17 protein-coding genes are annotated in these 16,786 nt (G+C 38.8%); 13 read left to right on the top strand and 4 right to left on the bottom strand.

The features are described from left to right. The first annotated feature begins 11 nt into the window (after window positions 1–11). Both NQ782_RS03770 and NQ782_RS03775 read left to right on the top strand, forming a co-directional pair. Window positions 12–395 carry a PaaI family thioesterase gene (locus NQ782_RS03770; RefSeq protein ID WP_057093756.1) on the top strand — a complete coding sequence of 128 codons (384 nt, stop codon included), beginning with the start codon at window positions 12–14 and terminating at the stop codon, window positions 393–395. Window positions 396–521: 126 nt separating this feature from the next. Next, the gene (locus tag NQ782_RS03775; RefSeq protein ID WP_057093758.1) at window positions 522–770 is read left to right on the top strand and encodes a hypothetical protein; all 249 of its coding nucleotides are present in this window, start codon (window positions 522–524) and stop codon (window positions 768–770) included. Window positions 771–852: 82 nt separating this feature from the next. Here NQ782_RS03775 and NQ782_RS03780 read toward each other — a convergent pair whose 3' ends face one another. Continuing rightward, window positions 853–4,041 (bottom strand): DEAD/DEAH box helicase, encoded by a 3,189-nt coding sequence (locus NQ782_RS03780; protein WP_000097769.1) that lies wholly within the window; start codon window positions 4,039–4,041, stop codon window positions 853–855. 822 nt (window positions 4,042–4,863) lie between these two features. Between NQ782_RS03780 and NQ782_RS03785 the strand changes: the two genes are divergently transcribed. Beyond that, window positions 4,864–5,427, top strand: coding sequence for a TetR/AcrR family transcriptional regulator (locus NQ782_RS03785; protein WP_057094554.1), 564 nt, complete (start codon window positions 4,864–4,866; stop codon window positions 5,425–5,427). On the opposite strand, the gene NQ782_RS03790 is transcribed toward NQ782_RS03785, so the two are convergent. Beyond that, the gene (locus NQ782_RS03790) at window positions 5,411–5,815 is read right to left on the bottom strand and encodes a helix-turn-helix domain-containing protein (protein WP_057094553.1); all 405 of its coding nucleotides are present in this window, start codon (window positions 5,813–5,815) and stop codon (window positions 5,411–5,413) included. The genes NQ782_RS03785 and NQ782_RS03790 overlap by 17 nt on opposite strands. Window positions 5,816–6,053: 238 nt before the next feature. Between NQ782_RS03790 and NQ782_RS03795 the strand changes: the two genes are divergently transcribed. Further along, entirely contained in the window at window positions 6,054–7,118 is a 1,065-nt protein-coding gene (locus tag NQ782_RS03795) for a catalase family peroxidase (RefSeq protein WP_057094551.1), read from the top strand. A 12-nt stretch (window positions 7,119–7,130) separates the two neighbouring features. After that, entirely contained in the window at window positions 7,131–7,703 is a 573-nt protein-coding gene (locus NQ782_RS03800) for a cytochrome b (RefSeq protein WP_057094549.1), read from the top strand. Window positions 7,704–7,842: 139 nt separating this feature from the next. Here the strand turns inward: NQ782_RS03800 and NQ782_RS03805 are convergent, their stop codons facing one another. Both NQ782_RS03805 and NQ782_RS03810 read right to left on the bottom strand, forming a co-directional pair. Beyond that, a complete protein-coding gene (locus NQ782_RS03805) occupies window positions 7,843–8,127 on the bottom strand; it encodes a DUF1330 domain-containing protein (protein WP_001277471.1) in 285 nt (94 codons plus the stop codon). A gap of 62 nt (window positions 8,128–8,189) precedes the next feature. Further along, a complete protein-coding gene (locus NQ782_RS03810; RefSeq protein ID WP_001049495.1) occupies window positions 8,190–8,852 on the bottom strand; it encodes a GntR family transcriptional regulator in 663 nt (220 codons plus the stop codon). A 152-nt stretch (window positions 8,853–9,004) separates the two neighbouring features. On the opposite strand from NQ782_RS03810, the gene NQ782_RS03815 reads away from it, so the two are divergent. The 8 genes from NQ782_RS03815 to NQ782_RS03850 all read left to right on the top strand — a co-directional run bounded on the left by NQ782_RS03815 (window position 9,005) and on the right by NQ782_RS03850 (window position 16,757). Further along, a complete protein-coding gene (locus NQ782_RS03815) occupies window positions 9,005–9,607 on the top strand; it encodes an amino acid synthesis family protein (protein WP_000420414.1) in 603 nt (200 codons plus the stop codon). Continuing rightward, window positions 9,576–10,367 carry an alpha/beta fold hydrolase gene (locus NQ782_RS03820; RefSeq protein ID WP_057094547.1) on the top strand — a complete coding sequence of 264 codons (792 nt, stop codon included), beginning with the start codon at window positions 9,576–9,578 and terminating at the stop codon, window positions 10,365–10,367. The genes NQ782_RS03815 and NQ782_RS03820 overlap by 32 nt, the downstream gene beginning before the upstream one ends. 30 nt (window positions 10,368–10,397) lie before the next feature. After that, window positions 10,398–11,330, top strand: a complete 933-nt coding sequence (gene tgnA, locus NQ782_RS03825; RefSeq protein ID WP_001293244.1) for a flavin-dependent trigonelline monooxygenase reductase component — start codon at window positions 10,398–10,400, stop codon at window positions 11,328–11,330. Window positions 11,331–11,332: 2 nt separating this feature from the next. Then, the gene (tgnB, locus tag NQ782_RS03830; protein ID WP_001212561.1) at window positions 11,333–12,370 is read left to right on the top strand and encodes a flavin-dependent trigonelline monooxygenase oxygenase component; all 1,038 of its coding nucleotides are present in this window, start codon (window positions 11,333–11,335) and stop codon (window positions 12,368–12,370) included. Between the two features lie 11 nt (window positions 12,371–12,381). Beyond that, a complete protein-coding gene (tgnC, locus tag NQ782_RS03835) occupies window positions 12,382–13,851 on the top strand; it encodes a (Z)-2-((N-methylformamido)methylene)-5-hydroxybutyrolactone dehydrogenase (protein WP_057094545.1) in 1,470 nt (489 codons plus the stop codon). Window positions 13,852–13,973: 122 nt separating this feature from the next. Then, on the top strand, window positions 13,974–14,117 hold the full coding sequence (locus NQ782_RS03840) for a hypothetical protein (RefSeq protein ID WP_081313759.1): 144 nt from the start codon (window positions 13,974–13,976) through the stop codon (window positions 14,115–14,117). Window positions 14,118–14,155: 38 nt separating this feature from the next. After that, a complete protein-coding gene (locus NQ782_RS03845) occupies window positions 14,156–15,562 on the top strand; it encodes a cytosine permease (RefSeq protein WP_000081163.1) in 1,407 nt (468 codons plus the stop codon). Between the two features lie 25 nt (window positions 15,563–15,587). Then, window positions 15,588–16,757: a hypothetical protein gene (locus NQ782_RS03850; RefSeq protein ID WP_032046157.1), complete on the top strand. Its 1,170-nt coding sequence runs from the start codon at window positions 15,588–15,590 to the stop codon at window positions 16,755–16,757. The last annotated feature ends 29 nt before the right edge of the window (window positions 16,758–16,786 follow it).

A 16,786-nucleotide genomic window follows, 5' to 3' on the forward strand; every position in this document is an offset into this window, starting at 1 on the left:
GGGAGACGTTTGTGCAAAATATGGAAACTACCGCAGTTGATCAATTCGCAGAGCTATTGGGTGTTCAAGTGCTGCATCGCAGTTTTGATGAAGCACGTTGTCAGCTTAATATAAAAGACGAACACATGAATGCATTGGGCGGCGTACATGGTGGAGTCATATTTTCTTTAGCCGATATTGCTTTTGCGATGGCTTGTAATGCAGGGGATGCACCATATACTGGCCTACAGGCGGATATTCGCTATATGAGCGGTGCGAAAGATAAGGTGTTATTTGCAACGGCAACCAAGGTTGGTAGTAGTAAAAAATTCGCGCATTATGAAGTGTTGATAACAGACGGTTTAAATAATAGAGTCGCTTTATTTACATCTACCTGTTACAGGCTTGCGCCATAAGATGCGGGTAGTTGGTTGTTAGAGCTAGAGCAAAAATTAACTAACACGACAGTTTGAGTCGTTTATATATTGATCAATTTAACGACTTAGATATGATAAAAGCTTCTTAACTATGGGGTTTTTATTATGTCAAAAAATTCAAAACAAACTTCTAATAAAGTCGCTAAATTAGCTTCAGAAGTATTGCGAGATCCATCTTCCTCAGCAATTCAGAAAAAGTTAGCTGGATCAGCTTTAGCCCAAACACATTCCTCTAAACAAACGGGGAATGAAATGGAATCAGAAGCTTCTAAAGTATTAAAGAGCGACAAATATAATGACACGACAAAGACTTTAGCTGCTTCATTAGTATCGCAGTCTAATAAAGAAAGATAAGTTATTTCACTTATTAATAATAATTAGCTGTATATGAGTACAGCTAATTATATTTAAAGCCAGTATTTTTACTAACTACGGTTCAACTATTGAAATAGCAGAGAAGCTTTGTTTCTGTCATATCAACTACTGCGGAGTAGGTAGAACTTAACAAATCTGTCATTTCATTATTTAAGGCACTATAACTAACACCTGGTTGAGCAATTGAGAAAAGGAAGCGAACGTTTTTATATTTTAGTTCATCACGAATAGTATTCAGTATAGCTTCATTACCTTTATAAAAACGTTTACCTGCTAATACACCCGTTTTATTTCTTCTTTTTAAGTGGCTAATTAGATCTTCTGGTTTCCATTTATATCTAAGAGATACGATTACTTGTCCACACACTTCATAAAGATCTGATAGGCGTGAACCAGATTCTTGCTTAGAGTATTTACAGTGGGTGACTTTAAAGATAATTTCTTCTTCAGTTGAATAGATGGCTACAACATCTGCAACTTCACCTGAATTATCATCATTGAATACTATATCTGCATTTTCATTAACATATTTTTTCATTATGTATTCTTGGACAGAATTTTCTCTTATAACCCCATTCTTATACATTGATTCATGAGGAAAATGTACATTTTCCCAATCTAGAATATGGATTTGATCGGAAGGAATTCTATAAGTAGGTTGAGTATTGTAAATAGTATGAATACAGCCACTAATTGTGTCACTATTTGATAGAAATAATGTTGGCGGATAGTTTTCAAAGAATTTCTTTAAAGAAATATCTTCTCTTTTTAAATTTGAAATACAAATTTTTTCATTATCTAGGTTTTGAATATTAAAACCATTTTCACCACCTGTCAGCTCTATTGAAAAGTCTAAAGTTTCTATTTCTGTTTTTATAGCGAGATCAATCTTTTTAGAACTCACATTTTTTATGATAAGTTTAGTTTCATAAAGACAGTATTCATGTTGGTCAGTCTTGAGCGTAATTCGATGAATTTTTTCATACAATTCTTCGGCCCAATCAGCGGCTAAAATTTTGATGTTTTCAGGAAATTCAACGATATCTTGCTTTTTAGCAGAGTCTTCAAGAATTTGATCTGAATTAATATTCGGATCAGTTATTAAAGCTCCAATTTGAATACACCATTCTTTCCATTCTTTTAAATCTGCAATTTTCGCAGGACTCCAAATTTTTCCTTTGGCTGAAGCTCCAATACTTATAGGTTTTCCATTACGATAACCTATACCTACAAAATCAGATTTCTTACATTTACTACCTTCTCTAATCTTACTCAATTCAATTGTGACATCAGCACCACTGAATCTTGAATATCGATGCAAGTGATTAGCAGGTTTGAACACACCTGCATGAACTATACTTAGGCGTTTGATATCATTAAAAGATTTGAAAACATCATCTTTATCTATTTTCTTTGCAGTTCCCAGTGAAATGATTTGTACTAAATTATCTATATCAAGTAATTTATCTGAATAACCTAAATACAATAATTTTTTTGATTTATCGAAATGAAGAACGACTAAACCCCAAATTTGATCTTTAATATGATCTGATTTAGCCCATTTCACTTTATCTCTACATTGAGTCGTAAAGTAAAAAACATTTTCCACTTCATTAATAAATGGCTGAGAAAGAGAATAGTATTTTGTATTAAAAGCCTCTCTAAATTTATACCAATCTACTTTTTGGGCGTGGAAACATACAAAGCTTAGGGCCGGAAAAACGATTTTAGGATTTAAATCTATATCAGGAGAATCAAAACCGGATAAAGGCTTACATTCCTGTAAAAAGGCGAGTAAGGAGGCAGCTTGTTCTTTTCTGGTATCTGCAATTTGGCTAATTACGTTTTCCCACCCAGTTCCTTCTTGGAAAAGACTCTCTAATTCCATTGTGAGTTTTTCTTCTGCAAAATTCACAATAAATGATGCATCACCAAGATTGTCTTTCGTGCGTGTAAAACGTCCAATAAATTGTAGCAAGACCGAAATAGATTTATGCATACCATGAACTGCTGCTATTTTGAAATTCGGATAGTCAAAACCTTCCTTTAACATATCGACGCATATAACAATATCAAACTCATGATTTTTAATAGATTCAATTATTTGTTTTTTCCCTGAAACTTTAGAATGAACAAGAGTTATTTTTTCTTCAGGAAACCACATACGATATTTGCTTAGTAAGTCTTCTGCTTTTTCTCTAGTCTCTGCTCTAACCATGACTTTATGGTTATAAAAACCTCTTTGGCGATCTTTATATAATTGATTAATAGCAGTATGAGCTATTTCATAATCTTTTTTACTTGGATGACGTTCGTCTACTGAGATTAATGAAATTTTAGAAAAACATTTATCATTAAGAGCTTGTGATAAAGGATAATTGTAAACAACTTTTCCTTGAATCGGTTGTCTATCTAATCGATAAGGCGTAGCAGTAAATTGGACAATTTTTGAAGCTGAGAATAATTGTTTTAGCATATCCCATTCTTTTGCTGTTACATGATGGGCTTCATCAAAATATACATGACTAAAAAAGTTTTTTAATTTATGTTTTATAGCAGATGGGCTTCTTGCTAAAAGAGCTGGGGTAGAAATAATAACTTCTGCATTTAATAAATATTCAACTTCTTCTTCAGATTTAATAGTCTCTTTTAAAGCAATAATTTTAGGATTTCGAAAATTTTGAGGTATCACACCTAGATCTTTAAGGATTCCCCAACTACTAAATTTTTGAAAGAGTTGTTCTTTTAATTCAATAGTAGGAACAATTACTAATGTTCTTTTAGATTGGTCGACTAATGTTGTTAATAGCATAGTCTCCGTTTTTCCAGTGCCTGTAGGTAAGACTACCGTTGCAGGCTCTTTAGATAGAGTCCAATGTGCTATTAATGAGTATAGAGCACCAATTTGAGCTGCTCTTAATCTTTCTCCATTTTCATTAATTGCATTGATATTAATTGCAGAGGATGTAGTAATAAATTCAAATAATGGAATAAGTAGATTTTTTTCAACTTTTAGTATTCCTTGATTTCTTTTTAAGGTGGCCTTAAATAAAAGATTTGTACTTAAACTTTTTAAAGTATATGTACTTTTATCTTGATAACAGATGGCGAAAGTATTTTTTCTTTCAGGTAATGCTAATTCTTGGATTTGACCAAGACGACTATGTTTATCCCAATAAGTATAGAGAAATTGATCAAATATTATTTCTTCTTGGAAAAGTTGATGTTGTTCAAAGCTATTTGAAGACATAGTGTTTAATTTCCTTATCATCACTCTTAATTAATTATTATTTTTTTTTAAGAATTGTTAAAGAGAAAAAAGAATTAATATTAATTTATAATAAAGATACAAATTTGATTTAATGGAAAAAAGAACAATATAGAAATATGAAACGAATAAAAAGACAATTAATTTCTAATTTCCCACTTATATTGCAAAATTAGCACAGCATTAATAGTTAAAACCTTAAGTTTTACAACCCCACTTAACAATAACCCACTCATTATTTAGCCTTACTTTTCTAATGATTTAATTTAAAACAAATGGCATTTTGTGTGCTTGACTGCAAAAGGGTTGGGCACTATTCTTTGCCTGCTGGCCACATTGCCAGCCGGTCGTCGCGGACCGATTACAACAGCATCAGAATTATTCCTTTCTGAGGGATAATTTTGTGTGAGCATCTCCTCGTCTCCTCCCGTAGCGGTAGGACGGGAGAGGGACACCTTCGGGTGTGCTGGTTGTTGTACCAGTCCGCGAACCCTTTCTCGTTCTGCCACCATAATTCTATAAATGTCTGGCAGAACTCCCAATAAAAAGGAGTTGGCTTTGCACATCCAATATTTCTTGGCTCTCAATGCCAAAAGCTATAACGACACAGCTTAAAAAATAAAGCAGCTTGAATGCCTTAAGGTTTTTCAGGCTTAAAGTCATTTTTACTTAAAACTCAGCAACAACAAAACTTGAGATGTGCCAAGCACAGTCTTTACGGCTTTGCTGTGCCTTTTTTCTCCCAAAAAGGGCACAGGCTTTTTTATCTCTACATACAACAAAAATTTTTATAACGGTAAAACTATGCCAAATTTAGTTCTCCCAACACGTACCTTATATGTTGTAAATAAAGCAATTGATCTGTTTCACCACCGTGGGTTTCACCTTATTGGGGTCGATAGAATAGTGAAAGAATCAGAAATTACGAAAGCGACTTTTTATAATTATTTCCACTCCAAAGAGCGGCTTATTGAAATCTGCCTTGTGGTGCAAAAAGAAAAGCTCCAAGAACAAGTGGTCGCAATGGTCGAATATGACTTAAGTACCCCTACCATCGATAAACTCAAAAAGCTTTATTATTTACATACCGATTTAGAAGGGCCGTATTACTTATTATTTAAAGCTATTTTTGAGATTAAAAATAGTTATCCAAAAGCCTATCAGACTGCAATGCGCTATAGAACATGGCTCAAAAATGAAATTTACAGTCAGCTTAGAATGCTAAACGCGGATGCTTCTTTTACCGATGCCAAGCTATTTGTATACATGGTGGAGGGCACAATTATTCAGCTTTTAAGTTCAGATGGGGCAATCGAGCAGGAAAAGATGTTGGAGCGTTTTCTTATCGCCACTATCCATCCTCACTAGCTAAAGAGGCTGCTTTAATATCGCTTAAATTAACCTCTAACCAATCGGCAAGTGCAGCAACATGTTTAGCGACTTCCTCACCTAATAAGGTTAAATCATATTCGACGTGGGGAGGGACGACTGGATAAGAAGTTCTGCGTATAAAACCATCTCTTTCTAAATGATGGAGGGTCTGAGTCAGCATTTTTTCGCTAACCCCGTTTGCTTTACGGCGTAACTCACTATAACGATGGGTGCCGTCACGTAAAGCAATCAGGCATATCACTCCCCAGAGGCTTGTAACATGAGCAAATGCTTCTCGGGACTGACAATTATTCTCTCCAGTAAAAAGATCACCTCTTCGGACTCTTTCGGTCAAGGTGGGGACTTTTACATTTTTCGTACCCATGCTTTATTTATCTCCATTTAAATGTGAATAAGCTTAATACTAACCTTGAGGTACGTACCTTATATGGCTCAGGAATAAATATTATATTAAGGCTCATCTCTATATTGGATCCAGAAATTTTAGGATTTTATTTACTCAACTAATTTTGAACATGGTTCCATCAATGTAAGTAATACTCTTTTTATAGGATCAAACTTTTCTTTATAAATGCAGCTATATAATTTACACAGGATGAAGAATGAATAATTTGAATTTTAAAACTCTAAAGAAGTACTGGCTGCGATTCGTGGGTATTGCTGTAATCGCAGGCGCTTTAGTATTGGCATTTGCTTGGACCGCTGGTCTATTTGGACATCGAACAACATCCAAAACTTTTTTGGGTGACACATTAAAAAACTTTGATCCCGGATATCGACGTGCACACGGTAAAGGTATTTGTTTTGATGGCACTTACCATAGTAATGGTGCGGCAGCAGCACTCTCTAAAGCCACGGTATTTGCCAAGTCTGATATACCAGCAATTGGCCGATTTTCTATTGGAAGCGGTAATCCGCATGCGGCAGATAATTCTACCGCAACAGTGAGTATGGCTTTATTGCTTTCTCCAGCCGATCATTCGCAGTGGCGTATGAAATTAAACAACTTTCCTTATTTCCCGACGCGAAATGCTGAAGGTTTTTTGGCGCAGCAAAAAGCATTTAAACCGGTTCCGTCTACTGGTAAACCTGATCCAGCCCTTGTTGAGGCATTTTTAAAAGAATATCCCGAAGCGCGTAAGTCTATTGAGCAAAAGGCCAAGATGCCATTAACCGGTAGTTTCAGCGGTGCAGAATTTTATGTCGTAAATGCTTTTATATTGCGGGCAGCCAATGGACAAGAACAGCCAGTCCGTTGGTCTATGCGTCCTCATTCAAAATTTATTAGTCTGACGAAAGAACAACGTGATCAAGCTGATCATGATTTCTTATTTAAAGACATCAAAAAACGTTTGGCTGAAGGGCCGCTCTATTGGGACTTAGTATTGCAACTTGCCGAGCCGGGAGACCCGGTGAATGACCCATCTCAGCCTTGGCCAAAAGAACGTAAAGAAATTATAGCCGGAACATTAGAAGTCAAAAATGTGACTGATCAGGTAAATGGCGCTTGTCGTGATATTAACTTTGACCCAACTTTGGTGCCACCGGGAATTGAGTTATCAGATGACCCAGTACTCGCAGCACGAGCGGCTATCTATTCACAGTCTTACAATGCTCGATTACGTGAAATTGGGTTTGGCAAAGCAACGGATGCCGTGGGCAAATAGGAGAGCTGAACAATGCAAAATAAATCTAACGATAATGCTCCACGTCATTTTAATTTGATTGCTCGAATACTGCATTGGCTTATGGCGGCAGCAATTCTGGCTATGCTATTTATTGGGGTAGGAATGACCACCTCAATGACTTGGCGTCCGTGGTTAATTGATATTCACCGTCCTTTAGGAATCGCAATCTTACTATTGGTCATCATAAGATTAATAAATCGACTCTGTTATCCAATTCCACCTTTGCCGCCGACTGTACCGCGCTGGCAGGCGTTTCTTGCCCATGCATCACATTGGCTACTTTATATTTTGATGTTTAGTTTGCCATTGCTCGGATGGGCGACGCTATCGGCAGGTAATTGGCCTGTCACTTTATTTCCGGGTTGGGATCTTCCACCTATAGCACCAACCAACTCTACGCTTTACGCTTGGTTCCGTACTCTACACGGAATTTTGGCTTGGCTATTATTTGCTGTCGTCATTGGTCATCTGTCCGCTGCGTTATTACATGCATGGATTTATCGCGATGGCGTATTTTCGAGTATGGCTTTGGGGTCTTCTTCTAAAAAAGAGAATATCGATTAGTTTGCTTGAAAGTTTTCGATTGAATGATGAGTTAATGGTGAGGTTTTTATAGGATTTATTTAAAACATATAAATAAGCTCTCTGATATAACAACTTAAAATAGAATTGATTTCTCAAGTTGAGAAATCAATTCAGCAATTTAGATCCCTTCAACAAAACTCACCATGACATCACAGCAGCCTTGGCGTTTACTTTTGGCAAGCTGATACTCAGGTGAAAAATAACATTCACGTGCAGTTTCCATATCTGGAAACTCAATTACCACATGACGTTCAAACTCTTGTCCTTCTAAGACTTCTGAGGCACCGCCACGCGCAAGAAACTTGGCGCCGTACTTTTGAAAAGCTTGCGGAGCAGTGGCCATATATTGTTTATATTGTTCCATATCATGAATGGTGACATGAGCAATCCAGTACGCAGACATATCGTATTTCCCTATAACTTATTCAATAAAGGTCTATTTACCTTTTCCTAAAATTTGTGATTTCACGCATCTAAAATATTTTTTGCGACAGCAGCAGCTTCAGCAATATGTTCAGCAACAGCTTGTTTTGCCTTTTCAGGGTCTTTGTGAAGATAGATGGCCTCACACATATTTTTAATACGTTGATAACCAGAAATTTCACGCTTTGTTGATTTCATGGTCATTGCACGAAGACGGCTAATTCGGCCATTTAAACGTTGAACCACTTCCCAAGCAATATGGTGATTGGCTGTTGTAAAAATAGTTTCATAAAGCCGGGTAGAGGTCGCAATAATGAGATTGATGTCATCGGCGGCAAACGCAGCTTTAAGATCTTCTAATAGAAGTTTTAATTTTTCAGCAGTTTTTTCATCTAGATTTTTAGTGCAGTCGACCACAGCACTTTGCTCTAACAAAAGACGAATTTCATAAATTTGTGAAGCGATGTCCCAGTTAAGTAGTGAAACAATAGGGCCTTTGTTTGGCAAAATCTCGACTAAACCTTCTGCTTCCAAATAACGAATCACTTCGCGAACGACAGAACGGCTCACGCCAAGTTCTTCACATAACGTTCTTTCAACCAATCTTTTTCCTGAAGGGAAATAGCCCGTAATAATGGCATTACGCACTTTATCTAAACACAGCTCTCGTAAAGTTACGGGCGGGTTTTCAATTTTAAGATTCATAGGTAATTAAATTTTCCTGTTTTTTAACATGTTGAGTTTCATTACATGTTTTTCAATAAAAATTAGCATAGCAAACTCTTGCTTTTTTTTCAGTATGTATTATGGTATACCATAATACGAATGACAAGATAATTTACTTGCAAGGAAGAGCAATGGAACTCATACGTAAAACTGTGCTTCATGTAGAAACCACTTATGTAGATGGCGGCAAAGAAGCAGCCAAGCCTTTAAAAATGGTGGCAGCAGCAGCGGTAATTAAAAATCCGTGGGCAGGGCAAGGTTATGTAGAAAACCTAACACCGGAAATTCGTCGCATTGCGCCAATCTTAAGCGAGCATTTAACCAAGCTTATTCTTGATGAAGTCGGTTCGGGCGAGGCTGTTGAAGCTTTTGGTAAAAGTGCAGTGGTGGGCTTAAATGGTGAACTTGAGCATGCATCAGCTTTAATTCACACCTTACATTTTGGTAATACTTACCGTAGTGCTGTTGGCGCGAAGTCTTATTTGGCATTTAACAATACCCGTGGCCCAGCAAATGCGCCGATTTTAATTCCAATGATGGATAAAAATGACGAAGGCCGCCGTTCTCATTACTTAACATTGCAATTTGCAATTCCAGATGCACCTGCTGCTGACGAACTGGTTGTTGTGATTGGTGCAGCGACAGGTGGTCGACCACATCATCGTATTGGTGATCGTTATAAAGATTTGGAAGAGTTAGGTCATGATGTCAAAAAACCTGCAGCTGTCAAATAACCGTATTGCTCACTATTTTGAGCAAGGCGAAGGAGAGCCTCTGGTTCTGATCCATGGAGTGGGAATGCAAGCTGCGGCATGGTATCCACAAATTGAATATTTTTCTAAACATTATCATGTGATTTCAGTAGATATGCCGGGACATGGTCAAAGTAACAAATTACCGGCAGACGCAAAATTACAAGATTTTGTTGAATGGACCATCGAATTTATTACAGCCTTAAATCTAGGCCCGGTAAATTTAGCAGGGCATTCAATGGGCTCGCTAATTACCACAGGCGTCAGTGTTACCCGTCCTGATTTAGTTAAACGGATGGCTGTACTCAATGGTGTGTATAAACGGACACCACAGGCACGTCATGCAGTCATCCAAAGAGCTGAAGAGTTAAAAACAGGCCGTATTGATGTTGAAACTCCGCTACAACGCTGGTTTGGTGAAAGTGAAGTCGAGCGTATAGCAGCTGCCAAAGTGAAAACTTGGCTCGAAAATGTCGACTTATCTGGTTATACCACTGCGTATTCTGCGTTTGCACAAGGCGATGAAACTTATGCAGATGACTGGTCAAAGATCACTTGTCCTGCTTTGGTGTTGACCGGTACGGATGATCCGAATTCAACTGCAGAAATGGCAATACAAATGGCAAAACAGGCAAAGCATGGCACTGCAATTGTCATTGAAAATGAACGTCATATGGTGAATTTAACTGCACCTGACAAAGTGAATAATGCAATGCAAGCGTGGTTGGAAACCAGCGTTTAATTTGCCACACATTGCTGAAGGAATATAACAATGAGTGAAATGGATACTATTAATAAAATGCGTGAACTTCGTGATGCTTTCGGGTCATTTATGACAGGCGTTACGGTGGTCACAACCTGTAAAGAAGATGGAACACCACTTGGCTTTACAGCGAACTCTTTTGCTTCGGTGTCTTTGGACCCAGCTTTACTTCTAGTGAGTATTGCCAAGACATCAAGCAATTATCATAACTTTGCAAATGCCACACATTTTGCAATCAATATTTTGGCAGAAGAGCAAAAGGATGTTTCAAATACCTTTGCTCGTCCAAGCGAAGATCGTTTTGCAAATATTTCATGGTCAAAAAGCGCTTGCCAGAACCCGCTGATCGATCATGTCAGTGCATGGTTTGACTGTACAACCTACCAAGTTGTCGATGCAGGTGACCATGCCATTTTAATTGGTAAAGTTGAAGACTTCGCTTCGACAGGTTTTGCAGGACTTGGTTATTATCGTGGTGGATACTTCACTCCGGCCAAACTTTCTGCCGAGGTCATCTCTGGTCCTAAAGTGGTGATGAGTGCAATTATTGGTCATGAAAATACCATTTTACTTGAAGAAACTGCCGATCATAAATGGACTATTCCGCATGTCATGGTAGATAAAGACGGTGCCGATAAAGCGCTTGAGAAAATCTTTGCACAATATCAGCCAGATGCTTCTGCCAACTTCATTTACTCTGTATATGAAAACGTTGAAAACCAGCAGCAATATATTTCATTTTTATGCAACACACCCGTAGCTCAAGCCACTAAAGGTCAGTTTGTCGATTTAAATGATCTTGAGAAACTTGAGTTTGTAGACAGTGCTTTAGAAAGTATGCTGATGCGCTATCGCAAAGAAAACCATTTGAAAACTTATGGTGTTTATTACGGAAATCAGACAACAGGTACAGTTCGTCAAATCGTTAAAGAGGAAGTTTAATCATGCGTTTTTCATTATTTGTGCATATGGAACGTGTTTCTGATCAGCAAACCCAGAAGCAGCTTTATGATGAAATGATTGAGCTTTGTCAGATTGCAGACCGTGGCGGTATGCATGCGGTTTGGACAGGCGAACACCATGCCATGAACTTTACCATTGCACCGAACCCATTTTTAAATCTGGTCGATTTAGCGAATAAAACCAAAAATGTTCGTTTAGGTACAGGTACGGTGGTAGCGCCATTCTGGCATCCGATTAAACTTGCAGGTGAAGCTGCAATGACCGACATTATTACCAATGGCCGTTTAGATATTGGTATTGCTCGTGGGGCTTATTCGTTTGAATATGAACGTATGGTTCCGGGCATGGATGCATGGAGTGCAGGTCAGCGTTTACGTGAAATGATTCCCGCAATTAAAAACCTTTGGAAAGGCGATTATGAGCATAACGGGGAATTTTGGCAGTTTCCAAAAACCACCTCAGCACCTCAACCGCTTCAACAACCGCATCCACCAATTTGGGTTGCTGCCCGTGATCCAAATAGCCACGAATTTGCTGTGCAAAATGGCTGTAATGTACAGGTAACGCCGTTACATTTAGGTGACGAAGAAGTTGAAAAACTCATGGGACATTTCAATGCAGCTTGTGAAAAGTTCAGTGATGTACCGCGTCCGGAAATTATGTTGCTCCGCCATACCTATGTGGCAGATAGTGAAGAAGATGCTCAACTGGCAGCAGATGAAATCAATACCTTCTATAACTATTTCGGCGCTTGGTTTAAAAATGAGCGTGAAATTCATCAAGGTTTAATCGCACCTTTAAGTGCTGAAGAAATTGCTGCACATCCTTTTTATACACCTGAGGCGATGCGCAAAAATAACGTGATTGGACAAGCCCAAGAAGTCATTGACCGCTTAAAAGCTTATGAAGCAATGGGCTATAACGAATATTCTTTCTGGATTGATACGGGCATGAGCTTTGAGCGTAAAAAAGCATCATTAGAACGTATGATCAATGAAGTTATGCCGGCATTTGCATAGAGGCGAATATCATGACAGCAGATTTTCAGCTTTATATTAATGGTCAATTTGAATCTGGTGCAGCAACGTTTGAAAGTATTAATCCTGCAACAGGTGAAGTCTGGGCACATATGCCGGAAGCTCGAACCGATGAAGTCAATCGAGCAGTTCAAGCGGCATCTCAGGCATTAAAAGCACCGGAGTGGGCAGGTTTAACGGCCTCCCAGCGCGGTAAATTGCTCTATAAGTTAGCTGATTTAATTGAAAAAGCTGCACCGCAACTTGCCCAAATTGAAACCAGTGATACGGGCAAAATTATTCGTGAAACATCGAGCCAGATTGCCTATGTCGCTGAATATTATCGCTACTATGCAGGTATTGCCGACAAATTAGAGGGTAGTTTTCTACCGATTGATAAGGCAGACATGCAAGCATGGATTGTTCGTGAACCAGTAGGCGTGGTTGCTGCAATTGTTCCTTGGAACAGTCAGTTATTTCTATCGGCAGTAAAGGTTGGCCCAGCTTTAGCGGCAGGTTGTACCGTCGTGCTAAAAGCTTCTGAAGACGGCCCTGGACCATTGTTAGCCTTTGCCAAATTAGTCCATGAAGCGGGTTTCCCGGCAGGAGTGGTCAATGTGATTACCGGTTTCGGGCCTGAATGTGGCGCCGTGTTGAGTAGTCATCCTGATGTTGCCCATGTTGCGTTTACAGGTGGTCCAGAAACGGCACGGCACATTGTGCGTAACTCGGCTGAAAATCTTGCAAAAGTTTCACTCGAATTAGGTGGTAAATCACCATTTATTGTATTTGCTGATGCAGATATTCAAAGTGCGGTAAATGCTCAGGTCGCTGCTATTTTTGCTGCTACTGGTCAGAGTTGTGTGGCAGGTTCACGCTTACTGGTTGAAGAAAGCATTAAAGATGAATTTGTTCAACGTTTGGTTGAGCGCGTACAAACCATAAAAATTGGTTTACCTCATGAAATGGCAACCGAGTTTGGACCACTTTGTACTTTACGCCAACGTCAAAAAATCGAGCAAGTCGTTGCAAGTTCAATCCAGCAAGGGGCAAAACTGCTTACTGGGGGTAAAAGCCTTGAGCGAGCAGGTTATTACTATCCACCAACCATTTTAGATTGCACCGATGCACCTCAAGCAGATTGCATTACCACGGAACTATTTGGTCCGGTGTTATCAGTAGATAATTTCAAAGATGAAGCGGAAGCCGTGCAAAAAGCCAATAGCACGCCTTACGGATTGGCAGCAGGCGTTTTTACTACCAATTTAAGCCGTGCTCACCGCATGACAAAAGTGATTGGATCGGGAATTGTTTGGCTAAATACTTACCGTGCTGTTTCTCCACTTGCACCTTTTGGTGGACATGGGCTTTCGGGACATGGGAGGGAAGGTGGCGCAAATGCGGTTCTAGATTACACCACCACCAAAACAGTTTGGTTACGTACCTCAGATGAGCCAATTGATGACCCATTTGTCATGAGATAAATCATGACTTGAGGTATGAAAATATAACGGGATTTTAATTTCAAGGATGAAAAAATGAATCAGTCAAACTTAGCAATCGCCTAAAGCTTTAAATAGTTGAAAACGTAAAACTAGATGTATCGATGCTTAATCAAGTATTGATTGGACTGGCTTTACCTTTTTCTTGGCTAAAACAACACAAACAGAGAAATAAGCTGTTTGTAAAAGGAATTAAAAAGATGAGGCCGAGTCATACCGACATGACTTTGGCTGGGCAGATTTTTTGATGTTGAGGAAATGAATTCCTCAAAGAGAGATTAAGGATATGAGCCAAAACGAAAATAGCAATAATGCTTTCGCTATCGAAAGTCATTCCATTGATTATGTTGCTCCCTCTGAACGTAATGGGAAAGTTCGCGATCTATTCACATTATGGTTTTGTACCAATATTGCACCGCTCGCCGTCATTACGGGTGCAATGTCAATTTTAACGTTTAACCTCAATATTGTAAGTGCATTGCTTGCGATCTGCTGCGGACATTTTTTTGGTGCAGCGATTTTAGCTTTAACCTCTGCACAAGGCCCACAGGTCGGCATTCCTCAAATGATTCAGAGCCGTGCACAGTTCGGGCGTTATGGGGCATTGCTGGTTGTACTGTTTACCACCCTCATTTATTTAGGTTTTTTCATCTCTAACATTATTTTGTCAGGTAAAACCCTTCATACCGTTGTTCCTGCTATTCCTGTGCCGACCGCGACCGTGATTGGCGCAATTGCAGCAACTACCATAGGCGTGATCGGTTATCACTTTATTCATAAGTTCAATAAAATTGGAACTTGGTTTATGGGTGGTTCGTTGCTCATCGGCCTCATGATTATGGTGCCGCATATTAATGCAGATGTACTTGCTAAAGGCTCTTTCAATATGAAAGGCTGGTTTGCCATGTTTGGTTTGTGTGCGGTATGGCAAATTAGTTTCTCACCTTATACCTCAGACTATTCACGATATTTACCGAAATCGATTGGTATTTATAAGCCATTTATTTTTACCTATTTAGGCGCATCGTTAGGAACTATTTTTGCGATGGCATTTGGTACGATTGCGGTCAGTATTGGCTCAACCACAGATGCTATGGAAGCGGTAAAGTCAGGCACTGGGCTGTTCGGTTATGTTCTTATGATTTTGTTCTTATGCAATATCATTGGTCATAATGCCATGAACCTATACGGTGCGGTTCTGTCATGTATTACCTCAATTCAGACTTTTGCAGGGCAGTGGATGCCAAGCCGAAATATCCGAGTCGTGTTATCAATCATTGTGTTAGTTCTAGCGACTTTAACGGCGCTTTGGGCATCAAGTAACTTTATTAGTTTCTTCTTGAATGTGATTTTTGCCTTGTTATTTATTTTGGTGCCATGGGTGTCTATTAATTTACTAGATTTCTATGTCGTGAATAAAAAGTCTTATGACATTCAATCGATTTTTGCACGTGATGGTGGTATTTACGGCAAATTTAATGCAAAAGCGCTTACGGCTTATTTCATTGGGATTGCGGTACAAATTCCGTTCTTAAAAAATGCGTTTTTCACAGGTGCATTGGCTGATGTAATTCCGGATGCGGATATTTCATGGGTTATTGGATTGGTGGTGAGTCTGGTGGTGTATTACGTCTTTAATCTAGGAAAGATTAAATGTTCTGCACCTGCATTAAACGCAAAATTACCTCAATAAGCATTGTAGTGAAAGGAATCCCACAATGAAAAAAAGCTATTTACAAGCAGCTTTAAGCACAGCATTAATGGCTGTAATCTATCCGAGTTACGCAGGTATAAGTTTTGGAAACACCGATGATGAATACGGCAAGCTCACCGTATCCGGCTATGTTCGCGCTAACTATCAAGATAAACACTATGGAGAGTCTGCTTCTGATCAAAAAATTCGTTTTGATGCTGCGCAGTTAAAACTGGACTACGAGCGTGGACCGTTATTTGGTCATGCGGAATATCGTTGTTATCAATATGACCGTCTATGTGATTTTTCTACGTTAATTGATGGTTATGTAGGGTACAAATTAAATAAAACAGATCAAGTGGTGGCAGGTGTTCAGCCGATTCCATTTGGGCCGGGACGTTTTTGGGGTAATAGCTTATATGGAAGTATGAGCACAACCGCAGGTTTAGAAGATGTTCATAATCTTGGTTTGAATTATCATTTTGAATTGCCGACAGCAACCAAGTTTGATGTGGGTTATTTTGCGGTAGATGGTGGGAACTACACAGGTTCTACCCAAGATTCAGGTCGCTACACTGCAAATTATGTGAGTTCAGACGATCCGAATAAAACCGATTTGCAAGAAAAGAACATGTGGGTAGGCCGAGTGACTCAAGATATAAATCTTGGAATTAATGGTTTAACCACACAACTCGGTGGCTCCTATTGGACATCCGATATTGAAAATAAAACTGCTTCGAGTGATGGGCGGCGTCATGCATGGGCACTTTTTGGTAAAGCCAATTATGGCAATTTAAATGTGACCCTTACTGGCGGTAAAAATGATGTAACTAATCAGGATCAGCTTAATCCTAATCAGTCGCTCATGGGCTCTTACGACAGTGAATATTATGTAGCTAACAAAGGAACATTCTATACAGCAGATGTTGGTTATTCTTTCAAAAATGTTAAGCAAATCGGAAACATTACGCCGTACTTTATGTACAGCCATTACGATAAAGATCAGGACAGTATGAAAGATTCGATTCGTAATATTATTGGTGTGTCTATTGACCATAAACAGCTATCTTTGGTGGCTGAATACATCATGAGTAAAAATGACCCATTCATTGGTGGGACTCAAGATTCATTGGCAAAAGGGGATGATAACCAGTGGAATAAGTTGCTTAACTTAACGCTGTTTTATTATTTCTAAAGACATTTAAACATTCGGGCATACCGAAA

The organism is Acinetobacter sp. BD54 (genome assembly GCF_044778325.1).
Taxonomy (GTDB): domain Bacteria; phylum Pseudomonadota; class Gammaproteobacteria; order Pseudomonadales; family Moraxellaceae; genus Acinetobacter; species Acinetobacter baumannii.

Bases quoted from the DNA above. Each gene is read 5' to 3' on its own strand.
- NQ782_RS03775 (WP_057093758.1), top strand. From the start codon at position 522: ATGTCAAAAAATTCAAAACAAACTTCTAATAAAGTCGCTAAATTAGCT.
- NQ782_RS03780 (WP_000097769.1), bottom strand. From the start codon at position 4,041: ATGTCTTCAAATAGCTTTGAACAACATCAACTTTTCCAAGAAGAAATA.
- NQ782_RS03785 (WP_057094554.1), top strand. From the start codon at position 4,864: ATGCCAAATTTAGTTCTCCCAACACGTACCTTATATGTTGTAAATAAA.
- NQ782_RS03790 (WP_057094553.1), bottom strand. From the start codon at position 5,815: ATGGGTACGAAAAATGTAAAAGTCCCCACCTTGACCGAAAGAGTCCGA.
- NQ782_RS03795 (WP_057094551.1), top strand. From the start codon at position 6,054: ATGAATAATTTGAATTTTAAAACTCTAAAGAAGTACTGGCTGCGATTC.
- NQ782_RS03800 (WP_057094549.1), top strand. From the start codon at position 7,131: ATGCAAAATAAATCTAACGATAATGCTCCACGTCATTTTAATTTGATT.
- NQ782_RS03805 (WP_001277471.1), bottom strand. From the start codon at position 8,127: ATGTCTGCGTACTGGATTGCTCATGTCACCATTCATGATATGGAACAA.
- NQ782_RS03810 (WP_001049495.1), bottom strand. From the start codon at position 8,852: ATGAATCTTAAAATTGAAAACCCGCCCGTAACTTTACGAGAGCTGTGT.
- NQ782_RS03815 (WP_000420414.1), top strand. From the start codon at position 9,005: ATGGAACTCATACGTAAAACTGTGCTTCATGTAGAAACCACTTATGTA.
- NQ782_RS03820 (WP_057094547.1), top strand. From the start codon at position 9,576: ATGATGTCAAAAAACCTGCAGCTGTCAAATAACCGTATTGCTCACTAT.
- tgnA (WP_001293244.1), top strand. From the start codon at position 10,398: ATGAGTGAAATGGATACTATTAATAAAATGCGTGAACTTCGTGATGCT.
- tgnB (WP_001212561.1), top strand. From the start codon at position 11,333: ATGCGTTTTTCATTATTTGTGCATATGGAACGTGTTTCTGATCAGCAA.
- tgnC (WP_057094545.1), top strand. From the start codon at position 12,382: ATGACAGCAGATTTTCAGCTTTATATTAATGGTCAATTTGAATCTGGT.
- NQ782_RS03840 (WP_081313759.1), top strand. From the start codon at position 13,974: ATGCTTAATCAAGTATTGATTGGACTGGCTTTACCTTTTTCTTGGCTA.
- NQ782_RS03845 (WP_000081163.1), top strand. From the start codon at position 14,156: ATGAGCCAAAACGAAAATAGCAATAATGCTTTCGCTATCGAAAGTCAT.
- NQ782_RS03850 (WP_032046157.1), top strand. From the start codon at position 15,588: ATGAAAAAAAGCTATTTACAAGCAGCTTTAAGCACAGCATTAATGGCT.